General features: G+C 74.2%; 14 protein-coding genes. All 14 read left to right on the forward strand.

What is annotated here, in order from left to right; translation table 11 throughout:
* Positions 1-92: 92 nt before the first annotated feature.
* The 14 genes from ACFVVL_RS20125 (at position 93) to ACFVVL_RS20190 (ending at position 20,171) form a co-directional block, all read left to right on the forward strand.
* Positions 93-1,610: a sugar transferase gene (locus tag ACFVVL_RS20125; RefSeq protein ID WP_380289048.1), complete on the forward strand. Its 1,518-nt coding sequence runs from the start codon at positions 93-95 to the stop codon at positions 1,608-1,610.
* Between the two features lie 118 nt (positions 1,611-1,728).
* Positions 1,729-3,042 (forward strand): nucleotide sugar dehydrogenase, encoded by a 1,314-nt coding sequence (locus ACFVVL_RS20130; RefSeq protein ID WP_380289020.1) that lies wholly within the window; start codon positions 1,729-1,731, stop codon positions 3,040-3,042.
* Positions 3,032-4,297: a glycosyltransferase family 4 protein gene (locus tag ACFVVL_RS20135; RefSeq protein WP_387677013.1), complete on the forward strand. Its 1,266-nt coding sequence runs from the start codon at positions 3,032-3,034 to the stop codon at positions 4,295-4,297. Before ACFVVL_RS20130 ends, ACFVVL_RS20135 begins: the two co-directional genes overlap by 11 nt.
* A complete protein-coding gene (locus ACFVVL_RS20140) occupies positions 4,294-5,727 on the forward strand; it encodes a polysaccharide biosynthesis protein (RefSeq protein WP_387677016.1) in 1,434 nt (477 codons plus the stop codon). The genes ACFVVL_RS20135 and ACFVVL_RS20140 overlap by 4 nt, the downstream gene beginning before the upstream one ends.
* On the forward strand, positions 5,724-7,253 hold the full coding sequence (locus ACFVVL_RS20145; protein WP_380289014.1) for a polysaccharide biosynthesis protein: 1,530 nt from the start codon (positions 5,724-5,726) through the stop codon (positions 7,251-7,253). The genes ACFVVL_RS20140 and ACFVVL_RS20145 overlap by 4 nt, the downstream gene beginning before the upstream one ends.
* Before the next feature lie 3 nt (positions 7,254-7,256).
* A complete protein-coding gene (gene asnB / locus ACFVVL_RS20150; RefSeq protein ID WP_380289012.1) occupies positions 7,257-9,191 on the forward strand; it encodes an asparagine synthase (glutamine-hydrolyzing) in 1,935 nt (644 codons plus the stop codon).
* 49 nt (positions 9,192-9,240) lie between these two features.
* Positions 9,241-11,436 (forward strand): bi-domain-containing oxidoreductase, encoded by a 2,196-nt coding sequence (locus ACFVVL_RS20155; protein ID WP_387677019.1) that lies wholly within the window; start codon positions 9,241-9,243, stop codon positions 11,434-11,436.
* Positions 11,433-13,382: an alginate lyase family protein gene (locus ACFVVL_RS20160; RefSeq protein ID WP_387677022.1), complete on the forward strand. Its 1,950-nt coding sequence runs from the start codon at positions 11,433-11,435 to the stop codon at positions 13,380-13,382. The genes ACFVVL_RS20155 and ACFVVL_RS20160 overlap by 4 nt, the downstream gene beginning before the upstream one ends.
* Positions 13,383-13,396: 14 nt before the next feature.
* Positions 13,397-14,944: a right-handed parallel beta-helix repeat-containing protein gene (locus ACFVVL_RS20165; RefSeq protein WP_387677025.1), complete on the forward strand. Its 1,548-nt coding sequence runs from the start codon at positions 13,397-13,399 to the stop codon at positions 14,942-14,944.
* Position 14,945: 1 nt separating this feature from the next.
* The gene (locus ACFVVL_RS20170; RefSeq protein WP_380289004.1) at positions 14,946-16,199 is read left to right on the forward strand and encodes an O-antigen ligase domain-containing protein; all 1,254 of its coding nucleotides are present in this window, start codon (positions 14,946-14,948) and stop codon (positions 16,197-16,199) included.
* Between the two features lie 2 nt (positions 16,200-16,201).
* Positions 16,202-17,476, forward strand: a complete 1,275-nt coding sequence (locus tag ACFVVL_RS20175) for a glycosyltransferase family 4 protein (RefSeq protein ID WP_387677028.1) — start codon at positions 16,202-16,204, stop codon at positions 17,474-17,476.
* Positions 17,477-18,712, forward strand: a complete 1,236-nt coding sequence (locus ACFVVL_RS20180; protein ID WP_387677031.1) for a class I SAM-dependent methyltransferase — start codon at positions 17,477-17,479, stop codon at positions 18,710-18,712.
* Positions 18,709-19,527: a glucose-1-phosphate cytidylyltransferase gene (locus ACFVVL_RS20185; RefSeq protein ID WP_380288999.1), complete on the forward strand. Its 819-nt coding sequence runs from the start codon at positions 18,709-18,711 to the stop codon at positions 19,525-19,527. The genes ACFVVL_RS20180 and ACFVVL_RS20185 overlap by 4 nt, the downstream gene beginning before the upstream one ends.
* Positions 19,524-20,171, forward strand: a complete 648-nt coding sequence (locus ACFVVL_RS20190) for a PIG-L deacetylase family protein (protein ID WP_380288997.1) — start codon at positions 19,524-19,526, stop codon at positions 20,169-20,171. Before ACFVVL_RS20185 ends, ACFVVL_RS20190 begins: the two co-directional genes overlap by 4 nt.
* Positions 20,172-20,174: the final 3 nt, after the last annotated feature.

Genomic DNA, 20,174 nt, shown 5'->3' on the forward strand with positions numbered 1-20,174 from the left:
CGGGGGCTCCCCTAGGGAGGAGCAGCACGGGAGGCGCAAGCCTCCCGGGGGGAGGAATCGTGTGGAGCGAGCACGTCGAACCCACTGGTGACCTGGAACGGAATGCGAAGCAGGGGGAAGGGGAAACGGTCCGCCCGTTACCGTCGGCGCAATCGGCGCAATCGACACAGCGGCGTCCTCCGGTCAAGGCGGGAATCGGCCGACCGAGGATCGACTGGGAACAGCAGTACCGCCGGGCGGTGATCACCAGCGATACCGTGGCCACCGCATTCGTGGTCGCCGCGATAGGCGGTTTCTTCGGGGTCCGGGACGCCGCGAACTGGCACGAGAAATGGGGAATTCTCGCCTTCGGCACCGAGCTTCTGGTGCTGGGTTCACTGGCGGTGACCCGGTCGTGGGCCCCGGCCGTGCTCGGCCAGGGCGCCGAGGAGTTCCGCCGGCTCGGGCGCGCGCTGTTCACCGCGGCCGTCGTCCTGTCGCTCGGCGGGATCGCCCTCACCTCGCACAACATCAAGCTCTGGATCTTCGTGGCGATCCCGGCGATCACGGCCGTCACCATGACCGAGCGGTACCTGCTGCGCGTCTGGCTGCACCGCAGGCGCAACGAGGGCCGGTGCCTGCGCCCGGTGCTGGCCGCCGGGAGCCCGGCGACGGTACGCGACCTGATCGCCCGCACCCGCAAGTTCCCCCACCTCGGCTGGAAGGTCGAGGCGGTGTGCACGCCGTACACCCTCGGCCCGGGCGGTGACCGGCTGGACGGCGTGCCGGTGGTCGGCCGGCTGTCGGACGTCGCCAACCACGTGCGCCGCGACGGGTTCCGCGTGGTGGCGATCACCCCGGACCCGTACTGGACGCCGGACCGGCTGCAACGGCTGGCCTGGAACCTGGAGGGCGGCGACGCGGAGATGGTCGTGGCCCCGGTGCTGATGGAGGTCGCCGGGCCGCGGCTGCACGTCGACGCGGTGCTCGGCATCCCGATGCTGCGGGTCAGCATGCCGACCTTCACCGGGGGGCCGCGGGCCGTCAAGGAGGTCGTCGACCGGCTGGGCGCGGTGATCCTGCTGATCCTGTTCGCACCGCTGATGGTGTTCGTCGGGCTGCTGGTGATGGCGGACAGCGCGGGCGGGGCGTTCTACCGGCAGCCCCGGGTCGGCAAGGACGGCCGGCAGTTCACCCTGGTCAAGTTCCGCACCATGACCGCCGGGGCCGACCGGGCCAGGGCCGAGCTGGCCGCCTACAACGAGGGCGCCGGGCTGTTGTTCAAGCTCCGCCACGATCCCCGGGTGACCAGGGTGGGCGGAGTGCTGCGCCGCTACTCGATCGACGAACTCCCGCAGCTGTTCAACGTGTTGGCCGGCTCGATGTCGCTCGTCGGTCCACGGCCGCCGCTGCCGGAGGAGTCGGCGGCGTACGGGCCGGACATCCGGCGGCGGCTGCTCGTCAAGCCCGGGCTCACCGGCCTGTGGCAGATCAGCGGGCGCAGCGACCTCCCCTGGGAGGAGGCCGTCCGGCTGGACCTGCGGTACGTGGAGGACTGGTCGCTCGCGCTGGACGCGGTGATCCTGTGGAAGACGCTGCGCGCGGTGCTCCAGGGGCAGGGGGCCTACTGATGCGCGGGACGTGCGGAACGTGTGGAACCCGCGGGGTGCGCGGGATGCGTGGGGGGCGTCGTCCGATCGACGCGCGGATGGCCGGCCACAAGGGCCTGCCCGAGGGGAGGAACGTTTCATGAGGGTCAGTGTCCTGGGGCTCGGCTACGTGGGCTGCGTGTCGGCCGCGTGCCTGGCCAGCCTGGGCCACGAGGTCATCGGGGTGGACGTCAACCAGGTGAAGGTGGACCTGGTCAACGACGGCAAGGCCCCGGTGGTCGAGGAGCGGATCGGCGAGATGATCGCCGAGGTCGTGCGGGCCGGGACGTTGCGGGCGACGACGGACGTCCGCGAGGCGATCATGGGCAGCGACGTGTCGCTGGTCTGCGTGGGCACCCCGTCGGAGCCCAACGGCAGCCTGTGCACCACCTACCTGGAGCGGGTCACCGAGGAGATCGGTGCCGCGGTGGCCGAGCGGGGCGGGCGGCAGACCGTCGTGTTCCGCAGCACCATGCTCCCGGGCACCTGCCTGAACCTGCTGGTGCCGATCCTGGAGAAGTACGCCGGCACCGCCGGGGTGGACTTCGGGGTCGCGGTCAACCCGGAGTTCCTGCGCGAGGGCACCAGCGTGCGGGACTTCTTCGACCCGCCCAAGACCGTCATCGGCGAGCTCGACCCGCAGAGCGGCGACGTCGTCGCGGCGCTCTACGAGGGCCTGCCCGGCGAGGTGTTCCGGGTGCCGGTCCCCACCGCCGAGGCGATCAAGTACGCGGACAACGCCTTCCACGGCCTCAAGATCGGCTTCGCCAACGAGCTGGGCGCGGTCTGCCGGGCGCTCGGGGTGGACTCGCATCAGGTGATCGACGTGTTCCTGGCCGACCACAAGCTGAACATCAGCCCCGCCTACCTGCGGCCCGGCTTCGCCTTCGGCGGCTCCTGCCTGCCCAAGGACCTCCGCAGCCTGGTCCACGCGGCGCAGCGGGCCGACGTCGCGGTGCCGATCCTCTCCCACGTGCTGCCCTCCAACGCCGAACACCTGCGGCGCGCCCTGGAGTTGGTCGAGCGCACCGGAAAGCGGCGGGTGGGCCTGTTCGGCCTGTCCTTCAAGCCCGGCACCGACGACCTGCGCGAGAGCCCGCTCGTCGAGCTGGCGGAGCGGCTCTTCGGCAAGGGCTACGACCTGCGGATCCACGACCCCAATGTGAACCTCTCCCGGCTGCTCGGCGCGAACCGCGAGTACATCGAGACCAGGCTGCCGCACCTCGCGCAGCTGCTCACCGACTCCGTCGAGGAGGTGCTCGGCCACGCCGAGGTGTGCGTGGTGGGGACGAAGGACCCGGCCGTGCTGGCGGCGCTGCCGCACGGGGACGGCCCGCTGATCGTCGACCTCGTCCACCTGCCCGACGCCGACGCGCGCCGGGCCGAGCCGGGGTACGTGGGCCTTGCCTGGTGACGTCACCGGCCGCGACGGGCGGGGCCGTCGCGCGCTGGTCCTGGTGGAGAACCTCTCGGTGCCGTTCGACCGGCGGGTGTGGCAGGAGTGCACGACGCTGCGCGACGCCGGCTGGACGGTGGACGTCATCTGTCCGCGCGGGAGCAAGCGGGACACCGAGGCGGAGGCGGTGATCGACGGGGTGCGGATCCACCGCTACCCGTTGCGCGCGGCCACCGGAGGGCCGGCCGGCTACCTCCGGGAGTACGGATCGGCGCTGTGGCACACGGCCCGGCTGGCCCGCAGGGTCGGCCCGGTCGACGTGGTCCACGCCTGCAACCCGCCCGACCTGCTGTTCCTGCCGGCGCTGTGGCTGAAGCGGCGCGGCGCCCGGTTCGTGTTCGACCAGCACGACCTGGTCCCGGAGCTGTACCTGTCCCGGTTCGACCGCGGCGAGGACCTCCTCTACCGCGGCGTGTGCGCGCTGGAACGGCTGACCTACCGGGCCGCCGACGTCGTGCTCGCCACGAACGAGAGCTACCGGGACACCGCGCTGCACCGGGGCGGTCTGCGGCCGGAGGACGTCTTCGTGGTGCGCAGCGCGCCCGACACCGACCGGTTCCGGCCGGTGCCGCCCGAGCCGGAGCTCAAGCGCGGCAAGCCCCACCTGCTGTGCTACCTCGGCGTCATGGGCCCCCAGGACGGCGTCGACTACGCGCTGCGGGCCCTGGCCAAGCTGCGCGACGAGGTCGGGCGGACCGACTGGCACGCGGTGTTCGTCGGCGCCGGCGACACCTTCGACGCGATGGTGGAGCTGGCCCGGCGGCTCGGGCTCGCGGACCAGGTGGAGTTCACCGGGCGGATTCCGGACGCCGACCTGGCGCGCTACCTGTCCACCTCGGACGTGTGCCTCTCCCCCGACCCGCGCAATCCGCTCAACGACGTGTCGACCATGAACAAGGTCCTGGAGTACATGGTCATGGGCCGGCCGATCGTCTCCTTCGACCTGCGCGAGGCCCGGGTCTCCGCCGGTGACGCGGCCGTCTACGCGCCGGCCAACGACGAGTCGCGGTTCGCCGAGCTCGTCGCGGAGCTGCTGGACGACCCGGACCGGCGGGCCTGGATGGGCAAGCTCGGCCAGGAGCGGATCAACGGGCCGCTCGCCTGGCGGAACTCCCAGCGCTCGCTGCTCGCCGCCTACGACGCCGCCTGCCGGGACGGCGCTCCGGGGCGGGCCGGCCGCCGGGGCCGGGCCGGGAAGAGGCCGCGCCGTTGAGCGAGGAAGCGATACGCCTGGTCACGGTCGGCCGGATCCTCCGCCGGCGCTGGCGGCTGCTCGCCGTCCTCGCCGTGGTGGGTGCGCTCGTCGGCTACGGCAGTTCGCTGCTGTTCCCGCCGCGGTACTCCACCGCGGCCTCGGTCCTGCTGCCGGGGGCGTGGCAGGAGCGCGAGCTGATGACCCAGGCACAGCTCGCGACCAGTTCGGTGGTGCTCGACCGCGCGGCCGCCACGCTCGGGCGGCCGTGGACCGGCGACGGGCTGCGGGACCGGGTGAGCGCCACGGCCGCGGACGGGAACATCATCAAGATCTCGGGCACCGGCGACACCCCGGAGCAGGCGCAGCAGCTCGCCGACCAGGTGGCGCAGCAGTTCGTGGCGTTCGCCGCCCGGCTCACGGGCGACGGCACCGATGCCGAGGCCTCGCAGCCGCAGGCCCTGCGGCAGCTGGTGGCGCAGGCCAGCCGCCGCATCACCGAGCTGGCGGACTCGGCGAATCCGGGACAGACCGTGGAGAGCGTGCAGACCCGCACCGAGCTGGCGAAGCTGCGCACCGCGCTGCAGGAGGCGGTCGGCAAGCTGGAGCAGGTCGACCCGGCGGCCGGCAAGGCCGGCATGGTCGTGCTGGGACCGGCCCCCCGGCCGGAGGCGGCGACTCCGCCGACGGCGGCGCACCTCGTCGCCGGCGGGGCGCTGGCGTTCCTCCTGCTCGCGGTCATCGGCCATCTCGCCGCGGCCCGGGCGAGCCGCCGGCTGCGCACCGAGGCGGAGATCGCCGGGGCGCTGGGCTCGGTGCTCCTCGGCACCGTCGACGTCCCCGGTGACCGCGCGGCGCGGCGCCCCGAGGCGGGCGGCCCGCGGGGCCTGGTGCGCCGGCTGCTGGGCACCGACGTCCGGTGGGACCTGCCGGTCCCGCACGCCTCCGGGGACGAGGCCGGCCGGCAGGTCCGCTACCGGCGGGTGTGCGCCCGTCTGCGGGAGCGGCCGGCGTCCCCCCGGGAGCTGCTGGTCGTCGTCCCGGACGGCGACGGGACGGCCCGCCGGGCGGCCGGTCGGCTCGCCGCCGAGGCGGGGGGCGATCCGCTGCTGCGGGTGGTCGGGGTTCCGGTGTCCCGGCCGCTGGTGGCGGACCGTGACGAGGAGTCCGGGGTCCTGGTCGTGCTGAGCGCGGGCAACTGGACCGAGGCGGAGCTCCGCGGCGTCGCCGGGGCGTGCGCGGACGCCGGGCACGAGATCGTCGGCGTCGTCGTCGCCGCCGCGGTGCGGGACCGGGCGAAGCGCTCGTCCGGCCGCCGGTCGGACGCCGCCGCGCCCGCGCTCACGGAAGGCGGCGCGCCGGCGCTCATGGAGGGCGCCGCTCCGGCGCTCGCGAGCGGCGCCCGGCCGGCGCTCACGGTCGGCGACGAGACGGGGAGAGGCTCGGGGTGACGACGAGTACGACGTCGGAGTCGCCGGCCGCCACTCCCCTGGTCGACCTCCAGGGGCTGGTGGTCGCGGTGCGCAGGCGCCGGCGCTTCTGGTGCTGCCTGGCGCTGCTCGGGCTGCTGGCCGGGACGGCGGCGGCGGTGCTGCGCCCGGCGCCGCCGAGCGCGGTGACCACGGTGCTGGTCGCGCACCAGGCGGACTCCCCGAACGATCCCGGCACCCTGATCCGCACCGACGCCGCCCTGCTGCAGACGGTGGGGATCGCGGGTGCGGCCCTGAAGGCCGTCGGGTCCGCGGACCGGCCGGTGGACTTCCTGGCGGACTACGGGGGCCTCGGCCTGACCAACAACCTGCTGCAGATCACCGTGAAGGCACGTACCGAGGAGGAGGCGGTGGCCCGGGCGAAGGCGCTGGCCGACGCGTTCGTCGCGGACCACGTGCGACGGATCAACGAGGCCGCGGACGCCGAGGCGAAGTCCCTGCTCGACCAGCGCGACCGGATGCAGCAGGAACTCGCCCAGGTCAACCAGGAGATCGGGGACACCCCGCAGCAGAGCGGGCCGAAGGCGTCCGCCCGGCTGGAGGCGCTGTACGCCAGCCGGGCCGAACTCAGCTCGCGGATCACCGACTTCACCCGGCGCGCCGCGGAGGCGCACACCGGTACGCCCCGGCTGGTGGCCGGCACCCAGATCGTGGACGCCCCGCACGCGGTGCCGCTCTCGCTCGCCAGAACCGCCGCCACCGACGCCGCGATCGGGCTCGTCCTCGGGCTCGTCCTCGGGCTCACGGTGAGCGCGATCGGCGTGGTGGTGGCGGACCGCCCGGTGCTGCGCCGGGACATCGCGGCCCACCTCGGGGCGTCGGTGCTCGCCGAGCTGCGCCGGGTGCCCCGGCCGCCGGCCGGGCGGTGGCAGCTCCCGCGGACCCGTACGGCCCGGACCAGGCTCACCACGACCCTGGCGCGCGCCGTGCGCGAGTCCCCGGACCCGGTGTCGCTGCTGGACCTGGGCTGTGCCCGCAGCACCGCCGCGATCGCCCTGGACCTCGCGGGCGCGCTGGCGCCGGAGGGCCCGGTGGTGGTCGTCGACGGCCTGCCCGGCCCGCAGCTCGCCAAGCGCCGCCCGGCGCCGGACGGCCCGACCGTGGTCCGCGGCGAGCAGGCCGGGGACGCGCCGTCCCAGGAGCGCCGGATCGGCGTCGGCTCGGTGGCGCCCGGCACGGCGTGGAGCGACCTGCGGTACCTGGGCGAGCGGACCGTGCTGGTGGTGCGGGCCGGGCGCGGCAGCGCCGCGTGGCTGCACACCGTGGCACGCCAGCTCGCCGACCAGCGCATCGCGGTGATCGGCGTGGTGCTGATCGACCCCGATCCGCGCGACCGGACCGACGGCACGCTGTGGGACCGGCCGCACATCGTGACGCGCGGGCGCTACGAGCGGCCGGTCCGGCAGAACGGGACCGGCCGGCGGCGGACCGGACGCACGACCTTGTGGACCACACGGGTCCCGGACAGTGACCAGGAGGTGCGGTAGGACATGTGTGGCATCGCGGGCACGTACCGGTGGCCGGACGGGAAGGTCGTGACCGACCTGCTCACCGACACCCTCGCCCACCGGGGGCCGGACGGCGCGGGCCGCTACGGCCATCCCGTCGGGGACGGCGAGGTGCACCTGGGGCACCGCCGGCTCGCCATCGTCGACCTGTCGGAGACCGGCGCCCAGCCGATGGTCTCCGACGGCCTCGTCCTGACGTACAACGGCGAGCTGTACAACGCGCCCGAGCTGCGGGCCGAACTGAAGGCCGCCGGGGTGCGCTTCCGCGGCACCTCCGACACCGAGGTGCTGCTGGAGGCGTGGCGGCGCTGGGGCACGGACTGCCTGCCCCGGCTGCGCGGCATGTTCGCGTTCGGGATCTTCGACGAGCGCACCGGCGAGCTGGTGCTCGTCCGCGACCAGCTCGGCATCAAGCCGCTGTTCCTGATCCGGCGCGGCGAGGGACTGGTCTTCGCCTCCGAGCTCAAGGCGCTGGCGGCCGCCACCGGCGGGTCGCTGGAGGTGGACCACGCGGCGCTGGTGGCCTCGCTGCTGTACTACTGGGTGCCGGACTCGCGGTGCGCGTTCCGCGAGGCGGAGAAGCTGCCGCCGGGCAGCTGGCTGCGCTGCCGGCCGGACGGCCGGGTGGAGCGGGGCCGGTTCTGGCACCTGCGGGAGGTCGCCGCCGAGGGCCGCGAGCGGGCCCGCGCCGGCGAGCTGCCGGACCTCGCGGCCGTCGTCGAGGAGTCGACCCGGCGTCATCTGCTCTCCGACGTCCCGGTGGCGACCTTCCTCTCCGGCGGCCTGGACTCCAGCTACCTGACCGCGCTGGCGGCCCGCGACCGGCCCGGGATCTCCGCCTACACCATCGGCTTCCGCGCCGAGGACGCCAGGTTCGAGGCGATGCCGGACGACCTGCGCTACGCCCGGCAGGTGGCGCAGCGGTTCGGCGTCGACCTGCACGAGATCGAGATCGCCCCGGACGTGCTCGACCTGCTGCCGCGGATGACCTACCACCTGGACGAGCCGATCGGCGACCCCGCCGCGATCAACACCTTCCTGATCTGCTCGGCCGCCCGGGAGGCCGGGGTCAAGGTGATGCTCTCGGGGATGGGCGCCGACGAGCTGTTCGCCGGCTACCGCAAGCACCTGGCCAACCGGCTGGCGCTGCGCTACCAGCGCGTCCCGCGCCCGCTGCGGCGCGGACTGGCCATGGCGGTGGACCGGCTGCCGGTCGCCACGGCCCGCCGGGGGCTGCGCTCGGTGCGGTTCGCCAAGCGCTTCCTCTCCTTCGCCGAGCTCCCGGAGGAGACCGCCTTCCGGCGCAGCTACACCATGTACGACCGGGAGGAGTTGCTCGCCCTGGTCGATCCGGACCTCGCCGGGACGGTCGAGGACGTGCTGACCGAGCACGCGGACGTCTACGAGGACAACGACCTCGACGACTTCGTCAACCGGATGTGCCTGGGCGACGCCCGGATGTTCCTGCCGGGCCTGAACCTCGCGTACACCGACCGCTCCAGCATGGCCGCCTCCACCGAGGTGCGGGTGCCGTACGTGGACGTCGAGGTGGTCAGGGCGGCGTTCGCCGTGCCGGGCGACCGCAAGATCGTCGGACGCCAGGGCAAGGCGGTGCTCAAGGAGGCGGCCACCTCCGTCCTGCCCCGGGAGATCGTGTACCGGCCCAAGGGCCTGTTCAGCGCCCCGCTGCGGGCCTGGATGAGCCGGGACCTCGCGCCGCTGGTGCGCGAGGTGGTGAACGACGGCGAGCTGGTCCGCTCCGGCTTCCTGCGCCGCGACGCGCTGGCGCGGCTGGTCGCCGAGGACGCCGCCGGGCACCAGGACTACTCCAAGCACCTGTGGCACGTGCTGACCCTCGAACACTGGTACCGCGGCGCGACCGCACGCTCCGGCCACAGCACCCATTCGACGACGTAGCGCCCGGGCACGGCGCTCACCAAACGGCAGAGGAACAAGGGGACTTCCGGTGAAACAGGTTGTGCAGAACTACAAGAGCGGCGAGCTGGCGGTGCTCGACGTGCCGGTGCCGGGGTGCAAGCCGGGCGGTGTGCTGGTCCGCAGCGCCTACTCGCTGATCTCCACCGGGACCGAGCTGATGAAGGTGTCCGAGGCCGGCATGTCGATGGTGGGCAAGGCCCGCTCGCGTCCGGACCAGGTGGCCAAGGTCATGCAGAGCGTGGCCGTCAACGGACTGCCCGCCACGTACCGCAAGGTGATGGGCAAGCTGGACTCCTACACCCCGCTGGGCTACTCGCTGTGCGGGGTGGTCGAGCAGGTCGGCGCCGGGATCGACGACGTCAAGGTCGGCGACCTGGTGGCCTGCGCCGGCAACGAGCACGCGCTGCACGCCGAGCTGAACTGGGTGCCGAAGAACCTCTACACCCCCGTGCCGGACGGCCTCGCGCCGCAGCACGCGGCGTTCGGCACCGTCGGGTCGATCGCCCTCCAGGGCGTGCGCCAGGGCGAGCCGCAGCTCGGCGAGGTGGCGCTGGTCATCGGACTGGGGCTGATCGGCCAGCTGGTGGTGCAGCTGCTCACCGCGGCGGGGGTGCGGGTCGTCGGGGCCGACCCGGACCCGGCGCGCTGCGAGCTCGCCGAGCGCCTGGGCGCCGCGGCCTGCGGCGATCCCGGCTCGGCCGCGGTCGAGGGCGCGGTCGCCGAGCTCGCCGGCGGTCACGGCGTGGACCACGTGTTCCTGGCGGCCGGCGGCGGCAGCAACCAGCCCGTCGAGCTGGCCGCCCGGCTGGCCCGGGACCGCGGCCGGGTCGTCGACATCGGCAAGTGCCGGCTCGACCTGCCGTGGAACGCGTACTACGAGAAGGAGCTGGACGTCCGGTTCTCCCGCTCCTACGGCCCCGGGCGCTACGACCCGGAGTACGAGCTGGAGGGGCGCGACTACCCGATCGGCTACGTGCGCTGGACCGAGCGCCGCAACCTGGCGTGCTTCCTCGACCTCCTCGCCCGCGGCCGGGTCGACGTGGAGCCCCTGGTCTCCCACATCGCCGAGTTCGACGACGCCGTGGAGACCTACCGGCGCCTGAAGGACGGCGACCTGAAGGCCGTCGCGGTGCTGTTCCGCTACGCCGGGGGCGCGCCGGCCGAAACGCCGGAGGCGCCCGCCGTGGCGGTCCCCGCGGTGCCCGAGGTGCGGCGCGGCGACCGGGCGTCCGCGCCGGTGCGCCCGGCCGGCGCGCCGGTGCGGCTGGCGTTCGTCGGCGCGGGGAACTACGCGACGTCGATGCTGCTGCCGCACCTGGCCCGGCGCGAGGGCGTCACGCTGTCCACGGTCGTCACCACGACGGCGCTGTCCGCGGCGAACGCGCAGCGGAAGTTCGGCTTCGCCCAGGCCACCACCGACCTCGACGCCGTGCTCGGCGACCCGGCCGTCGACGCGGTGTTCGTGGTGACCCGGCACAGCTCGCACGCCGAGCTGACCCGCCGGGCGCTGCTCGCCGGCAAGGCCGTGTTCGTGGAGAAGCCGCTGGCCCTGACCGAGGACGAACTGGCCGGTGTGCTCGCCGCGGTGGAGGAGTCCGGCAACGACCGGCTGCAGGTCGGCTTCAACCGCCGGTTCGCGCCGCTGCTGCGGGAGGCCAGGAGCCGGTTCGGCGCCCGGACCGGCCCGGCGAGCCTGCGCTACCTGGTCAACGCGGGCCGGTTGCAGCACGGCAGCTGGTACCTCCAGCAGGGCACCGAGGGCTCGCGGTTCGCGGGCGAGGGCGGGCACTTCATCGACACCGCGAGCTGGCTGCTGGGGGCCGACCCGGTCTCGGTGTACGCGGTCGCCCCGGCGGGCAACGAGGACCTCCAGGTCGTGCTGGGCTACCCGGACGGCTCCACCGCCACCCTCGGCTACGTCACCACCGGCGCACCCGGCTTCCCCAAGGAGACGCTGGACCTCCTCGCCGACGGCAAGGTGCTGAAGCTCGACGACTTCGTCCGCGCCTCGGTGTACGGCCGCAAGCGGTGGGTCAGCTCGCGGCTGCCCAAGGCCCGCGACAAGGGCCAGTCCAACGAACTGGCCGCGTTCGTCAAGGCCGTTCGGACCGGCGGGCCGATGCCGGTGCCGCTGGAGTCGCTGGTCGCCACCACGGCGGCCACCCTCGCCGTGCAGGCCGCGCTGGCCGGCGGCGCGCCGGTGTCGCTGGCGAGGCCGCGATGACCATGAGCGCGGGCTGGTACCTGCGGCGGCTGTCCCGGATGGGGCCGCGGGAGGTCGGCGGCCGGGTGGGCGACGCGGTGCGCCGCAGGCGGTGGCGCGCGGCGCCGCCGCCGTGCCCGCCCGTCGCCGGCGCCCGGTTCACCGCCGTGCTGCCCGCCGGGGCGCTCGCCGCGGTGCCGCCGGACGCCGTCAAGCGCCTGGTCGCCGAGGCGGACCGGCTGATGGACGGGCACGCCGAGTACTTCGGGGTGGAGCGCGACGACCTGGCCGACCCCGACTGGTCGCGCGACCCGAGGACCGGGCGCCGGGCGCCGTCCGGCTACGCCTTCGACGTGCCGTACCGCGACGAGGACGCGGTCGGGGACATCAAGCAGATCTGGGAGCCGTCCCGGCACCAGTACCTGACCGTGCTCGCCGCCGCCTACGCGCTCACCGGGGAGGAGCGGTACGCCGAGCGCGTGGCCGGGCACCTGCGGTCCTGGTGGGCGGCCAACCCCCCGCTGCGCGGCGTGCACTGGATCAGCGGCATCGAGCTGGGCATCCGGCTGCTGTCCTGGGTGTGGGTGCGCCGGCTGCTCGACGGCTGGCCGGGCACGGCCGCGCTGTTCGAGGAGAACCCGGTGGCGCTGGAGCAGATCTGGCACCACCAGCGCTGGCTGGCGGCCTTCCCCAGCCGCGGGTCCTCGGCGAACAACCACGTGATCGCCGAGAACGCCGGGCAGTTCGCCGCGGCCTGCGCGTTCGGCTGGTTCCCCTCCTCGGCGCGCTGGCGCTCCGCCGCGCTGCGGTCGCTGGAGCGGAACCTGCGCGCCAACACCTTCCCCTCCGGCCTCAACCGCGAACTGGCCACCGAGTACCACGGGCTCGTCCTGGAGCTCGGCCTGGCTGCGGTCGCCGAGGCGGACGCCGCCGCCGTGCCGGTCCCCCGGACCGTGCGGCTCGTCCTGCTGCGGATGACCGACGCGCTCGCGGCCGTCGTGGACAACCGGCTGCGGCCGCCGCGCCAGGGCGACGCCGACGACGGGCACGGCCTGGTGCTGGACGGCGCGGGCACCGACCGCTGGGGCTCGCTGCTGGCCACCGGGGAGGCCGTCTTCGGCCGGCTCCCCTGGTGGCCGGCGGTGAGCGGCGGCGATGTGCGCACCCCGCTGCTGGCCGCGCTCGTCCGGCCGTACGGCAAGGACGGCACGGTGCGCCGCCCGGCCGCCCGGCCGGCGCACTTCCCCGACGCGGGCCTGACCGTCCTGCGCGGCGGGGAGGACATCTGGTGCCGCTGCGACGGCGGGCCGCACGGCTTCCTGTCCATCGCCGCGCACGCCCACGCGGACGCGCTGTCCGTGGAGGTCCGGCACGACGGCGTCGACGTGCTCGCCGACCCGGGGACGTTCTGCTACCACGGGCAGCCCGAGTGGCGGCGGTACTTCCGCTCGACGCTGGGCCACAACACCCTGGAGCTGGACGGCGCCGACCAGTCCGTCTCCGGCGGCCCGTTCCTGTGGACCCGGCACGCCCGCAGCCGCGTCCTCGCCGCGGAGTCCTCCGGCGGGACGACGGCCCGCTGGTGCGCCGAGCACGACGGCTACCAGGACACCGTGCACCGCCGCCGGGTGGAGCTGGCCGCCGGGAGCCGGGAGCTGCGGATCACCGACGAGGTGCGCGGCCCGCGCCGGGCCGTGCGCCTGGCGTTCCACCTCGGCCCGGCGGTCACCGCCGAGCTGACGGACAACCGGGCGGTGCTGACCTGGACCCGCGACGGCGAGGACCGCTCCGCCGTGCTCGACCTGCCCGGGCAGCTGTCCTGGCGGGCGCACCGCGGCGAGAGCGAACCGCCGCTGGGCTGGTACTCCCCCGGCTTCGGACGCAAGGTGCCCGCCACCACGCTGGTCGGCACCGGTTTCGCCGACGACGCGCAGGGGTTCACCACCGTCCTCGGGTTCGGCGGCTAGGGAAGGGGCGGGGCGTGCGGATCAGGAGGCGGAACCGGGGGGCGCCGGCGGCGGTGGCGGCGCTGGCGCTGGCCCTGCTGGTGGTGGTCACCGGCTGCACCGGCACGCCGTCCCACCCGGTGGGGCCGAGCGGCGCGCCGTCCGCCACGGCGTCCGGGCCGGCGGCCGCGGCCCGGGTGTGCGACCACCCGGCGCCGGGGCCGGCGACGGCGCCGCCGGGCGCGGTGACGGTCGACCCCGCGGTGGTCGACGACCTGGCCGCGAAGACCAGGAACAGCCCCCCGAACACCACGTTCTGGCTGCTGCCGGGCACCCACACGCTCCAACCGGACCGCTACGCCCAGGTGATGGCCAAGGAGGGGAACACCTACCTCGGCGCGCCGGGCGCGGTGCTCGACGGCCGCCGGACCAACAACTACGCGTTCAGCGGCACCGCCCCCCGCGTCACCATCCGCCACCTGACCGTGCAGGGCTTCGTCGCGCCGCACGACGAGGGCGTGGTCAACCACGACATGGCCGACGGCTGGGTGATCGAGAACACCACCGTCCAGGACAACTCCGGCGCCGGGCTGATGGCCGGTGCCCACCAGCAGCTGCGCGCCAGCTGCCTGCGCCGCAACGGGCAGTACGGCATGAACGCGTACAAGACCGGTGACTCCATCAAGGGCCTGGTGGTGGAGGGCAACGAGGTCACCGGCAACAACACCGACGACTGGGAGCGCCGGGAGCCGGGCTGCGGCTGCACCGGCGGCATCAAGTTCTGGGCCGTGGACGGCGCCGACGTGCGCGGCAACTGGGTGCACGACAACCGCGGACCCGGGCTGTGGGCGGACAACAACAACAACGACTTCCTGATCGAGAACAACCTGCTGGAGGCCAACGACGGTGCCGCGCTGGTGTACGAGACCAGCTACAACGCGGTCGTCCGGGACAACACCGTCCGGCGCAACACCTGGGCCGAGGGCCGCGAGCACACCGCCGACGGCGACAACTTCCCGTACGCGGCGGTCTACCTGTCGGAGTCCGGCGGGGAGCCGCGGATCCCGGCCCGCACCGACCGGATCGAGATCCACCACAACGTCCTGGAGGACAACTGGTCCGGGATCACCCTGTGGGAGAACGCCGACCGGTTCTGCAACAGCCCGGCCAACACCTCGACCGGCTACTGCACCCGCCTGGTGAAGGACACCGCGAGCTGCGCGGCGCCGGCGATCGGCACCGCCCCGCTCTACGGCGACTGCCGGTGGAAGACCCAGCGGGTGGACATCCACGACAACCGCTTCAGCCTCGACCCGTCCGTGGTCGGGTGCACGACGGAGTGCGGCCGGATGGCGGTGCTCTCCAACTACGGCACCTATCCGGACTGGTCGCCGTACAAGGGCAAGCGGGTGGCCGAGGCGCTCACCCTCGGGCAGGACAACCGCTGGCACGACAACGACTACCGGGGACCGTGGACCTTCGTGGCCGACGACCCGGACCGCCCGCTCGACCCCGCGCAGTGGCAGGGCGATCCCTACCGGCAGGACGCCGGCAGCACCTTCGCCCCACGGGCCGGTGGTTGAGATGGGCACGGACGCGGTGCGCGGCACCCCGAAGGCCGTCTGGATCGTCTGGGCGCTGCTGGGCCTCAACACGCTCGGCTCCGCCGGGGCGAAGACCATCGTCCGGCTGCCCCGCTCGCTGATCCAGATGGCGACCATGGGCGCGCTGGTCTCCGCGTTCGCGCTGGCGCTCGCGCTCAACCTGCGGCTGCGCGTGCGGGCCGGCAGCTTCCTGGTCCTGCTCAGCCTGCTGCTGGTGCCGAGCCTGATCTCCAGCCTGCGCCTGGAGGTCGGGGCCGGGGCGCTGTTCCGCTGCGCCCGGCTGACGATCTTCATCGCCACGCTGTGGCTGCTCAGCCGCTGGTGGACCGGCGGACTGCTGTTCGTGCGGACCCACATCCGGATGTACTTCGGGGTGCTCGTGCTGGTGGCCGCCGGGCTGGTCATCTCACCGGGCACCGCCATGCCCGAGTACTACGGCGGGCGGCTGGTCGGCGCGCTGTGGCCGCTGACCCCGCCGCAGATCGGACAGTACTCCGCGGTGATCATCGGCCTCACCGTGCTGCTCCTGCTGGGCCGCGAGACCACCGGGACGAGCGCGGCCGTGGTCATCGTGCCCACGCTCGTCCTGCTCGCGATGACCCACACCCGGACCGCCACGGTCGGCCTGCTCGTCGGGCTGGCGCTGGCGATCGGCTCGCTCCTGCTGACCAGCGCCGCCGCCCGCCGGTTCTTCACCTGGGCGGTGGTGAGCGCCACGGTGGCCGCGGTGGCGTTCTCCTCCGCGCTGCAGTCGTGGTTCATGCGCGGGCAGAGCAAGGAGAACTTCTCCAACCTCACCGGGCGGGCCAAGGTCTGGGACGCCCTGCTGTCGGCGCCCCGGACGCTCCCGGAGCGGGTGTTCGGCGTGGGCCTGGGCGACAAGTCCTTCGGCGGGCTGCCGATCGACAACAGCTGGCTGGCCGTCTACAACGAGCAGGGCCAGGCCGGCATCGTCCTGGTGGCGGCGGTCCTGGTGGCGCTGCTCGGGGTCGCGCTGCTGCGCCCGCCCTCGCTGCCGAGGGCCTGCGCGATCTTCCTGATCAGCTACGTCGCCCTCTCCTCGTACACCGAGGCCGGGCTCGGCGACGCCTCGCCGTACCTGCTGCACCTGGCCCTGGCCGCATCACTGCTCGCCACACCCGCCGCGGGCGCGCCCGCGGCGACGCCCCTGACGACGCCCGCGCTCCCGTGGCGGCTCACCGCCCGCCGGGAGCGGAACCGGGAGGTGACCTGACCATGCACGTCCTCGTGGTGCACAACCGCTACTCCTCGGCGCAGCCGAGCGGGGAGAACCGGGTCGTCGACGAGGAGTCGGCGCTGCTCCGGGCGGCCGGCCACCGGGTCGACCTGTTCGAGCGGCGCAGCGACGACATCGCCGCCCGGTCCCTGCTCGGCAAGGTCGCGGTGCCGCTGCTCGTGCCGTGGAACCCGGCCGTGCGCACGGAGCTCACGGCCCGGCTGCGCGCCGAGCGCCCGGACGTGGTGCACGTCCACAACGTCTTCCCGCTGCTGTCGCCGGCGGTCCTCGCCGCCTGCGCCGACGCCGGGGTGCCCGTCGTCGCCACGCTGCACAACTACACCCAGGTCTGCCCGCCGGGCACGCTGCACCGCGACGGCCGGCCGTGCACCGAGTGCGTCGGGTCGGTGGCGGCGCTGCCCGCCGTCCGGCACGGCTGCTACCGCGACTCGCGGCTGGCGACGGTGCCGCTCGCGGTCAGCCTGTCGGTCAACCGGCGGCGGTGGTGGTCCGGCGTGGACCGGTTCTTCTGCATCTCCTCGATGCAGCGCGACCTCCTGGTGCGCTCCGGCATGCCGGCCGGACGGCTGCTGGTGAAGCACAACTTCGTGCCCGAGCCCGGTGTCCGCCGGGAGGGTTCCGGCGAGCACCTGCTCTTCCTCGGCCGGCTCACCGAGTCCAAGGGCGTGCGGCTGCTGATGGCCGCGTGGGACGCGGTCGCGGCGGACGGCGGCGTGGGCGTGCCGCTGGTGCTCGCGGGCGCGGGGCCGCTGGAGGCCGAGGTGGCCGCCTGGACGGCGGGCCGCGAGGACGTGCGCTACGCCGGTCTGTACAGCCCGGAGCAGTGCCGGCAGGCGCTCGCGCGCTCGGTCGCCGTGGTGGCCCCCTCGATGGCCCGGGAGACCTTCGGCCTGGTGGTCGCGGAGGCAATGGCGGCCGGGGTCCCGGCGGTCGCCGCCGCGCACGGCGCCTTCGTCGAGCTCGTCGAGGACGGGGTGAGCGGCCTGCTGCACCGGCCGGGCGACGCGGCCTCGCTCGCGTCCTGCCTGCGCCGGATCACGGCCGGCCCGGCCGCCAACCGGGAGATGGGCCGCACGGCCCGGCACCGATACGACCAGGACTTCAGCCCGGCCGTGGGCCTGGAGCGCCTGGTGGAGGGGTACCGCACCGCGATCGCGGGTCGGTCCGGCGGCGCCGACGGCGCGCCGCCGGTGGGGAACACCAACGCTGACCCGCGCCGGGGCTCCCGCGCGGGCAGGAAATGGGGGCAGTAGATGACACGTTGCCGACTCTGCGGATCGACGGCGCTGGGGAGCGTCGTCGACCTGGGGGCGACCCCGCCGTGCGAGAGCTTCCTCGCCGCGGACCAGCTGGACCGGCCGGAGCAGACCTATCCGCTGCACCTGCGGGTCTGCACCGACTGCTGGCTCGCCCAGATCCCGCCGCTGATCACGCCGGAGGAGACGTTCACCCAGTACGCCTACTTCTCCTCCTACTCGACGTCCTGGGTGGAGCACGCCCGCGGCTTCGTCGCCGGGGCCGTGTCGCGGCTGGGCCTGGGCCCCGACTCCTTCGTGGTCGAGGTCGCCAGCAACGACGGCTACCTGCTGCGGCACGTGGTGGACCGGGGCATCCGCTGCCTCGGCATCGAGCCGTCGGTGAACGTCGGCGGCGCCGCGCGGGAGGCGGGCGTGCCCACGCTCACCGAGTTCCTGGACCCGGTCACCGGCGCGGCCGTGCGCGCCGAGCACGGCCCGGCGGACCTGGTGGTGGCCAACAACGTGTACGCGCACATCCCCGACGTGATCGGGTTCACCCGGGGGCTGCGCGCCCTGGTGGCCGACGACGGCTGGGTCTCCATCGAGGTGCAGCACCTGCTGACGCTGATCGAGGAGAACCAGTACGACACGATCTACCACGAGCACTTCCAGTACTACACGGTGGCGTCCGCGGCCCGGGCGCTGGAGAGCGGCGGGCTCACGCTGGTGGACGTGGAGCTGCTGCCCACGCACGGCGGTTCGATCCGGCTGTGGGCCCGCCCGGCCGAGGCGGCGGGCGGGCCGTCCGAGCGGGTGACCGACGTCCTGGAGCGGGAGAAGGCCGCCGGGCTGCGGGAGCTGTCCGGGTACACCGAGTTCTCGGCCCGCGTGGCCAAGGTCCGCCGGGACCTGCTGCGCTTCCTCGTCGAGGCCGCCGAGCGCGGCGAGACGGTCGTCGGCTACGGCGCGCCGGGCAAGGGCAACACCCTGCTCAACCACTGCGGCATCCGGCCCGACCTGCTGCCGTACACGGTCGACCGCAACCCCTACAAGCACGGCCGGTTCACCCCCGGCACCCGCATCCCGATCCTGCCGCCCGAGCAGATCGCCACCGACCGCCCGGACTACGTCCTCGTCCTCCCGTGGAACCTGCGGGAGGAGCTGACCGAGCAGCTGTCCTACGTGCACGCCTGGGGCGGCCGGCTGGTCTTCCCCGTCCCGGAACTGACCGTCGTGGAGGTGAAGCCGTGAAGGTCGTCCTGTTCTGCGGCGGCTACGGACTGCGGATGCGCAGCGGAGCCTCCGACGACGTCCCCAAGCCGATGGCGATGGTCGGCCCGCGGCCGCTGATCTGGCACGTGATGCGCTACTACGCGTACTTCGGGCACACCGACTTCATCCTGTGCCTCGGCTACGGGGCCCACCACATCAAGGACTTCTTCCTCAACTACGAGGAGACGACGTCCAACGACTTCGTGCTGCGCGGCGGGCGCACCGAGCTGCTGTCCACCGACATCTCCTCCTGGACGATCACCTTCGCCCAGACCGGCATCGAGTCGCCGATCGGCGAGCGGCTGCGCCGGGTGCGCCACCACCTGGACGGCGACGAGATGTTCCTCGCCAACTACGCCGACGTGCTCACCGACGCCCCGCTGCCGGAGATGATCGACGCCTTCGCCCGGCGCGACGCCGGCGCGTCGATGATGGTGGTGCCGCCGCAGTCCTCGTTCCACTGCGTGGAGCTGGGCGAGGACGGCCTGGTGGGGGGCATCACCGCGGTGAGCGAACTGCCGCTGTGGGAGAACGGCGGCTACTTCGTGCTCCGTCAGGAGGTCTTCGACCACATCCCGGAGAACGGGGACCTGGTGGCCGACGGCTGCACCCAGCTGGCCAAGCGCGGCCGGCTGGTGGCGCACCAGCACCGCGGCTTCTGGAAGCCGACCGACACCGTGAAGGAACGGGCCGCGCTGGACGCCGCCTACGCCCGGGGCGACCGCCCGTGGGCGGTGTGGGAGCGGGACGGCGCGGGAACGGGTCCGGCCGGCGCCGGGGCGGTGACCGGGTGATCCGGCTCGGGGCCGGGCGCCCGGAGCGCATCGTCGCGCTCGGGGCGCACTGCGACGACATCGCCATCGGCGCGGGCGGCACCCTGCTGGCGCTGTGCCTGGCGCGCCCGGGTCTGCGGGTCGACGCGCTGGTGCTCTCCGGCGGCGGGGGCGAGCGGGAGCAGGAGGAGCGGGCCGCGCTCGCCGCCTTCTGCCCGGGCGCCGAGCTGCACCTGACCGTGCTGAAGCTGCCGGACGGCCGGCTGCCCGCGCACTGGGAGGAGGCCAAGGCCGCGGTCGAGGAGCTGCGCGGGCGCACCGAGCCGCAGCTGGTCCTCGCCCCGCGCACCGCGGACGCCCACCAGGACCACCGCGGCCTGGCCCGGCTGGTGACCACGGCGTTCCGCGACCACCTGGTGCTCGGCTACGAGATCGTCAAGTGGGACGGCGACCTCGGCCGGCCGACGGCGTACCAGCCGCTGTCCCCGGAGGTCGCCGAGCAGAAGGTGCGGCTGCTGCAGGAGCACTACCCCTCGCAGCGGCACCGGCCCTGGTACGACCGGGAGGCCTTCCTCGGGCTGGCCCGGATCCGCGGCATCGAATGCCACGCGCGCTACGCCGAGGCGTTCGACGTCGCCAAACTCGTTCTCGATCTGGAGGGTTGAACC

It is taken from the genome of Kitasatospora sp. NPDC058115, assembly GCF_042884635.1.
Lineage (GTDB): Bacteria > Actinomycetota > Actinomycetes > Streptomycetales > Streptomycetaceae > Kitasatospora.

Bases quoted from the DNA above. Each gene is read 5' to 3' on its own strand.
- ACFVVL_RS20130 (WP_380289020.1), top strand. From the start codon at position 1,729: ATGAGGGTCAGTGTCCTGGGGCTCGGCTACGTGGGCTGCGTGTCGGCC.
- asnB (WP_380289012.1), top strand. From the start codon at position 7,257: ATGTGTGGCATCGCGGGCACGTACCGGTGGCCGGACGGGAAGGTCGTG.
- ACFVVL_RS20160 (WP_387677022.1), top strand. From the start codon at position 11,433: ATGACCATGAGCGCGGGCTGGTACCTGCGGCGGCTGTCCCGGATGGGG.
- ACFVVL_RS20170 (WP_380289004.1), top strand. From the start codon at position 14,946: ATGGGCACGGACGCGGTGCGCGGCACCCCGAAGGCCGTCTGGATCGTC.
- ACFVVL_RS20175 (WP_387677028.1), top strand. From the start codon at position 16,202: ATGCACGTCCTCGTGGTGCACAACCGCTACTCCTCGGCGCAGCCGAGC.
- ACFVVL_RS20180 (WP_387677031.1), top strand. From the start codon at position 17,477: ATGACACGTTGCCGACTCTGCGGATCGACGGCGCTGGGGAGCGTCGTC.